The organism is Allobosea sp., from assembly GCF_017308075.1.
GTDB lineage: Bacteria > Pseudomonadota > Alphaproteobacteria > Rhizobiales > Beijerinckiaceae > Allobosea.
This window is the reverse complement of record NZ_JAFKFX010000049.1, coordinates 47,679-53,718: the sequence shown is the minus strand read 5'-3', so window position 1 is coordinate 53,718 and position 6,040 is coordinate 47,679. Positions and strand designations below refer to the sequence as shown.

General features: G+C 66.3%; 8 protein-coding genes. All 8 read right to left on the bottom strand.

Annotation, left to right across the window (positions count from 1 at the left end; genetic code table 11):
• Nucleotides 1–124: 124 nt before the first annotated feature.
• Nucleotides 125–325 carry a hypothetical protein gene (locus tag J0J10_RS24365; protein WP_291649918.1) on the bottom strand — a complete coding sequence of 67 codons (201 nt, stop codon included), beginning with the start codon at nt 323–325 and terminating at the stop codon, nt 125–127.
• A 741-nt stretch (nt 326–1,066) separates the two neighbouring features.
• Nucleotides 1,067–1,594, bottom strand: coding sequence for a hypothetical protein (locus tag J0J10_RS24360; RefSeq protein ID WP_291649917.1), 528 nt, complete (start codon nt 1,592–1,594; stop codon nt 1,067–1,069).
• Between the two features lie 6 nt (nt 1,595–1,600).
• Entirely contained in the window at nt 1,601–1,960 is a 360-nt protein-coding gene (locus J0J10_RS24355; protein WP_291649916.1) for a hypothetical protein, read from the bottom strand.
• Between the two features lie 4 nt (nt 1,961–1,964).
• Nucleotides 1,965–2,582 carry a phage head-tail connector protein gene (locus tag J0J10_RS24350; protein ID WP_291649914.1) on the bottom strand — a complete coding sequence of 206 codons (618 nt, stop codon included), beginning with the start codon at nt 2,580–2,582 and terminating at the stop codon, nt 1,965–1,967.
• 66 nt (nt 2,583–2,648) lie between these two features.
• Entirely contained in the window at nt 2,649–3,041 is a 393-nt protein-coding gene (locus tag J0J10_RS24345; RefSeq protein ID WP_291649911.1) for a hypothetical protein, read from the bottom strand.
• Between the two features lie 13 nt (nt 3,042–3,054).
• Nucleotides 3,055–4,266, bottom strand: coding sequence for a phage major capsid protein (locus J0J10_RS24340; RefSeq protein ID WP_291649909.1), 1,212 nt, complete (start codon nt 4,264–4,266; stop codon nt 3,055–3,057).
• Nucleotides 4,267–4,280: 14 nt separating this feature from the next.
• Complete coding sequence (locus tag J0J10_RS24335; RefSeq protein ID WP_291649907.1) at nt 4,281–4,784, bottom strand: HK97 family phage prohead protease; 504 nt, start codon at nt 4,782–4,784, stop codon at nt 4,281–4,283.
• The gene (locus J0J10_RS24330) at nt 4,781–6,010 is read right to left on the bottom strand and encodes a phage portal protein (protein ID WP_291649904.1); all 1,230 of its coding nucleotides are present in this window, start codon (nt 6,008–6,010) and stop codon (nt 4,781–4,783) included. The genes J0J10_RS24335 and J0J10_RS24330 overlap by 4 nt, the downstream gene beginning before the upstream one ends.
• Nucleotides 6,011–6,040: the final 30 nt, after the last annotated feature.

Genomic DNA, 6,040 nt, shown 5'->3' with positions numbered 1-6,040 from the left:
CAGCGAGCCCGCTACATCACGCTGGAAAGCATCGCACCGATCAGCGATGATCCCATCGTCAGCCTGCCCGCCGTGGCCGCCTGACCCGCCCGGCCAACGCCGGCATCGTGGTGGCTCCGCGAAGCTACACCACCATCAGGGACACGACCTCACCCTTGGGTGCGCGGATGTGGTCGACCATGTTCGCGATGCGACCGCAGCCGCATGCACAACGCTCGTTTCCCGGCAGGGCGAAGAAGGCAGCAGAGGCCTTGCGCCACGAGCTGCTGTAACCGCGCTGAGCAGCGGTGCCGCGGCTGGCGTCATAGGCCTTGGCCTTGGCCACCTGGCAGGCGCAGCGCTGGCCGGACGGCACGACCTTGCCACAGCTACAGATACGGGGTGCACGGACGGGCATCAGGATATGGCCTCGCATGAGATGGCGGCGCGCCTGACCTGCCAGCGAAGCGCTCCAGCGCACGCCCCTGAACAGGTGACTTTAGCGTCCGATGGATAGCGGCGGCGGAAGGTGGTGCCGCAGATCATGCAGTCAACCGGACGCCGCTTCTCCGTTTGGCGTCGCGCAAAGCTCGCAAAGCAGGCGAGGCCACAAAACCTCTGTCTTGGGTGAGACCCGAAGGACGAAGTGCCGCAGGCCTCGCAGACGAGAGGGAACCACCGGCGATCGGCGGGCCTGCGTCTGTGGTGCGCCCGGTCTGTACAGGCTCTGGAGCAGTAAAGCGCATCGAGCCGCTTATCCGGCGCGATCGGGCCATGGCACTGCCTGCAATGCCGGTTGAACTTCGCTGCGACGATGACGCGAGGGCGCGGAGGCCGGGGGCGCGCCTTGCGTGCGCACGACCTCGAGCAATAGATCGTGCCGGTCTGCTTGGAGACCGGGATTGCGCTGCCGCACTGAGCACACCGGCGGTTCTGCGCGCGCTTCGCCTCTTCCAGCGCAATCGTGTCGAGGTGAGAGGCGTGCGTGTCGACGCACCGGCGGCAGCAATAGATCCGCTTAATCGCATGGGGGCGCGACAGGTCGATTTCCTTGCCGCACCAGAGGCAGCTATCTCCCTTCAGATCGTCAAGGCGCATCATCGCTGACGGCCTCCCACTGCTCCACGGTGAAGCGACGGTGCAGGTCCATGCGATGGGCCGACGAGCAGCGCGCGGAGCAGTATTTCCAATTGCCCTCTGGGAGTGCCCAGCCGCATCGAATGCAGCGCTCACGCTCGAAAGTGATTACGCCGTCCTGGACCCACTCAGGTTGCCCCTGCTGGTAGGTGGGCCGTTTGGCGCCTATCTGGCTGAGAGCCGAGCGCACGATGTCCGCCGCCATGTCGTCCGCATCCGCCCATGACCAGCCGCGCAGGCAGAGCCCAGAGCGAAGCCCGTGACGCATGAATCCTTCGAAGGCGAAATCGGTGGGCTCGCCGCGCCGCATGATCACAGCGGTCTGATCGATGAGTCTCCTCCGATAAACCTGATCGCCCTTGCGCTTGCGGCGCTTCTCGCGATGCCCGGCCAGCGTGACGGGCTTGGCACGCAGCAGCAGATAGGCGGATTGCGAGCCGAACAGTCGCGCCCTGGTATGGGGATCGATCATCAGCACGGCGCGTTACCCGCTAATCCGGCCTTCGATCCGCACCAGCACGTCGCCGATGCGGATGTTGTCCACCTGGACGACGGCGCGCTGGCGATTCTCGACGAAGAGGAAATCGCCGATCCTGATGTCAGCGGTTCCGCCGGCAGCGCCGGGCCATGCCACTCCAGCCGCCACAATCGGCGTCGGGCTCATGATGAACTTCGAGTCCGTCACCTTGATGCCGCCGACGAGGTCCGTGGTCGCATAGCCGGACAGACGCAGCCGTATCGTCAGTTCGGTGAACGTCATACCGGTGCCGATGCGCCGGCGCAGGGTCGCGCTCTGGCCGTGGCTGGCGAGCATGCGATCAAGGGAGGCGGTGATGGGGCGCATGGGCTCACCCCACATTGATGCTGCGATAGGGCGAGAGCAGCGCCTGCGCCTCGAGCGAGAGCGCATCGCCGTTGGCGGCGAAGTACGTGAAGGTGGCGACGCCTGCGGTCTCTTCGCTGCGCAGCGCGGGGTTGCGGCCTATGCCGTGCCAGGCGCTGCGGACCATCAGGATGCACGCCCGCTCGATGTCATGCGGAAGGGTGCGGTCGGTCTCACCGGGAAGCGCGTAGCCGGTGCGATAGGTGATCACGCTGTCACCCACGGGCCAGAGCCAGAGGCGCCCATCGGATGCCCGGTAGCGAAGCTCTCCCTTCGCCGGGTCCAGCACATAATCCGCCGGCGCCAGCGCGATCCCTGTGACCGAGACGCTATCGACCGAGGCGACGGGCCAGCGCTCCAGCAGGATCACGCGGCGATCGCAGAGGCGGGTGATGTCGCGCGACTCGCGCACCGTGGCGAGGCCGAAGGTGCGACCGCACCATGCGGCGATCGTTTCGGAGAACTGGTCGATCAGCGTGCCGAGCGCATCGTCGGAAGCGCTGCCGGTGATGCCGAGATCCGCCTTGACCGCATCGAGCGTGGTCAGGCGCGTGCTCTCTGCGGGGGTGATGATCTCGATCATGTGCCGGTCCTGATCCTGAGGAGGTGCTCGACGCATTTTTGCGTCGAGCGATTTCAGAGACTTGGATCAGGCGATCGGCTCGCGCTCGCCGTTGCTCAGGATCGCCACCGCGCCGGCCGCGATCGAGGTACCGGAGGCCTTGGTCAGCACGACGCGGATGTAGCGTTTCCGCTTCGAGCCGATGTAGCCGACGCGATAGGTGGTGCTCGCCGCCAGCGCCGTGGGGAAGGCGCCGAGCTGATCGGCCGCCGCCACGTCGGTGAAGTCGCCGCCGGTGGTCGTGTCCGACTCCTGCAGCTTGGCGCCGAAGGCTCCGGCGCTAACGATGGCGCCGGTGTTGACGACGATCAGGGCGCTGTCGAAGCCCTGAATATCGATCGCGGCGCCGTCGACGGAGTCGGACTGGACCGCGGGGGCCAGCGCCGTCACCGCCTTGTTGCTGTGATAGGTGTCACGCATCGAACTGTCCTCCTTACGCGGCCGCGATCTTGAGGAATTTCAGGGCGTTGAAGTCGCCGGCGCCGCCGCCCACGCGTTTGTAGACATCGAAGATCACGCGGCCCTTCACCGAGATCTCGTCGCGGTGGATGCGGATGCCCTGGCGGTCGACGATGACGTAGCCCTGCCGGAAATCACCGAAGGCGATCGGCGTGGCGTCGGCTCCGATGTCCGGGAGATTGTCGTCATAGGCGACCGGGAAGCCGAGCAACGTGCCCTGTTCGCCCTCGACGAGGTTGCCGGTCGGAGCCCAAAGGAAGCGCTTGGCGGTGTCCTGAAGCTGGCGGACGCGGATGGCCGTGGTGCGGTTCATCAGCCAGCGGGCATTGCCGCGATACGGCGCCCGCAGCGTCATCATCAGCGCGACCAGCGCCTTCGCCAGGTTGTCGTCGGTCGGGGCGCTGGCATGGCCGGCAGGCACATACTGGAAGGTGCCCCACGGGCGGGTAAAGTCCTTCGTGTTGGCCGTGGGATAGGCCAGCAGGCCCTTCGGCGTGCCGTCCAGCCCGGCGCCTTCGAGGAAGGCTTCGCCCTCAGTCTCCGCGAAGTCGTGGGTGGCGTTGTTGATCAGCCAGGAGGCGATATCGACACTGGCGTCGTCCAGCACGTGGCGGGTCGCGGCCGGCGCGGCGTACAGCTCCGAGACGGTATAGCTGTGCTTGATCAGCTCCGGCCGGGCGGTGTCCTGCGGGCGGGCGTCGCGCTCGGCCACCCACTGCGCGCCGCGGCGGCCCATGCTGTAGAAGCGCTCATAGGAGCTCGAGCTGATCGTGACGACCTCGGCCAGGCCGCGCAGGGGCGACAGGTCCGTCATCAGCGCGCGGATCGAGGTATCGACCTGCGGCAGGACCAGATAGCCGCCGGACGGGTCATTGTCCGAGGCCGCCGCCTTCATTTCCACATCCGAGCCGGAGCGGGCATAGATCGCCAGCGCCTTGCGCTCGACCTCGGCCGCCTCTTCCTTCGTCTCGCCGCCGGCCGGGCGATTGGCCTTGGCTTCGAGGGCGTCGAGCCGCGTGCCGATCTTATCCTGATCGGCGGACTTGCCCTCGATGGCCTTGAGGCGGTTGTCGACCGTGGTGCTCAGGGTATCGAGCTTCTGGATGGCCGCGGCGATCGGATCGTCGTCGTCCCCCTTCACCTCGATGGCTCCCATGGTCAGGGCGCGGGCGGAAACATGCTGCATGGTGCGGTCCCCTTTCAGGCTCGCAGGCGCTCGGTGGCGCGGTGAATCGCCTCTGCGAGCCGGAGCGCGTCAGCGACGGATTTCGAGGAGGTGATGCGCGCCCCGGGGTGCATGCCCACGGTCACGAGCGAGATTTCCATCAGCTCCAGTGATTTGATGACGCGGCCACCGCCAGGGCGGGCCTTGCCCTTGGCTCCAGCGAAGCCGATCGAGAGGCCCTTGACCGCGCCGGCCCGGACCAGAGCGCGGGCACGGCGGGCGCCGGGCACGTCTTCCAGCAGCATCTTGCCGGCGACGTGGAAGCCATCGGCCTTCACCGTGGCGCTGTCCCAGGTTCCGACCGGATCGCTCATGTCGTGGGCGAACAGCATCGGCAGCGGCAAGTCGAAGCCCTTGAAGGCGTCCGGCTCGATGATGTCGCCCACGCGATCGGCGACGCCGAACTGCCACGCAATACCTGAGACAGCCCCGGCGTCGTCGCTCGCGATCTTCGCGCTGACATACTTGCGCTCGATCACGCTGCAGCCTCCGAACTATTCCGAGGGGTAAGACTTCCGGCCGCTCCCCGGTTTTGGGGAGCGGCGGCCGTGCCGCTGGTGGTGTTGGGGTTCAGGTACTCGTTGCCGCCGTCATACGGGCCGCGGTTCTCAAGCTCGCGGACCTCGTTCGGATTCAAAATCCGGCTGCTGATGGCGCTGGCGTAGGCCTGGAACCGCTTGGCGATATCGGCCTGAACGAGGCCGTTGGTATCGAACTCCGCGCCAAGCTCTTTCTGCTCGTCAGGGCTCAGCAGCCGGGCAATGGCGCCGGACCACGAACGAATGCGGGGCAAGAGGCAGAACGAGAGATAGGCCTGCGCCGCCGCGTCAAAATTGCCCCACGTCGCTCGCGAAAAATCGGCGATGAGGACCGGAGGAACCGCGAACGCCCTGGCGATTTCGACAAGTTGGTAGGCGCGAAGCTCGGCAAACTGCAGATCGACCGAGCTGAAGGTGAGAGGCGAGAAGCCCATCCCATCTTCGAGGATCGCTGTATTGCCGCTGGCCTCGCCGGCGTGTCCTTTGCTCCAACTCTCCTTCAGCCGGGCCAGGACCGGTTCGCTGATCTTTTTCGGCGAGGTCAGGATGCCGCTCGGCCTGCCGCCGTTCGACATGATCCGGCCGGTGTGGGCTTCGAGCGCCGAATAGATCCCGATCGCCTCGCGCGCCTGGCGCACCGCTGACAGCCCGTCGAAGCTGCTGACGTGCAACACGTCGCGCCAGTGATACGGGCGCTGTCCGCCGCCCTTCAGGCTGACGACATAAGTCGGCTCGTCACCGTCGCCGAGCTCGACCTTGACCCTATCGGGCGCCAGCCGGATCAACTCGGCAGGTCGACCCTCGCCAACGCGGTTCGCCAGCGCATAGCCGTGACCCGTCAGAAGCGAGTCTCGCTCCAGCGACGAGACAAAATCCGAGGAAGAGGTCCAGCCGTTCGCCCTGCCATGCAGGAGGCCATAGAGCGGGTGATCAGTGGCCTTTTCCTTCCCGCCATCCTCAAGCCGGCGATACAGCCGCAGCGGCAGGCTCGATAGCGTCTCGCATCGGAGCTGCACTGCCGCGCGGACCGGCACGCATTCCAGCGCCTTCGTCGGAGTGACAGCGATCTTCGAGGACGTGGCGCCGGCCGCGGCGAGGAACTCCTGCAGCGCAGCGAGGCTCTTCGATTCTGTATCGTCAGCGATTTTTCGGGAGAACGGCCACATGGTTCACACCGAGGCCGTAGAAATTTTGAG